General features: G+C 43.1%; 1 pseudogene. It reads left to right on the top strand.

The window, feature by feature from the left end:
- Window positions 1–267 (top strand): annotated as a pseudogene (locus JIG41_RS22685) (group II intron reverse transcriptase/maturase); the annotation flags it as partial.

Genomic DNA, 267 nt, shown 5'->3' with positions numbered 1-267 from the left:
GCTGGAGAACGATATCAAACCGTTGATTGCTGACTTCTTAGCACACAGAGGCTTAACGCTCTCCGAAGAGAAAACGCACATTACTCACATTAGCCGTGGTTTTGACTTCCTAGGCTTTAACCATAGGAAGTACAAAGGAAAGCTGCTCATTAAACCGAGTAAATCTAACACGTTAATATTTCTGAGTAACTTGCGCGAACTCACTAAAAAGCACGCAACCACCCCCGTTAACGATCTAATCAAGTTGATAAATCCGAAACTCAGGGG

The organism is Pseudoalteromonas sp. bablab_jr011 (assembly GCF_016464045.1).
GTDB classification, from domain to species: domain Bacteria; phylum Pseudomonadota; class Gammaproteobacteria; order Enterobacterales; family Alteromonadaceae; genus Pseudoalteromonas; species Pseudoalteromonas lipolytica.
The sequence above is the reverse complement of the archived record's forward strand: the minus strand, read 5'-3'. Positions and strand labels throughout refer to the sequence as shown.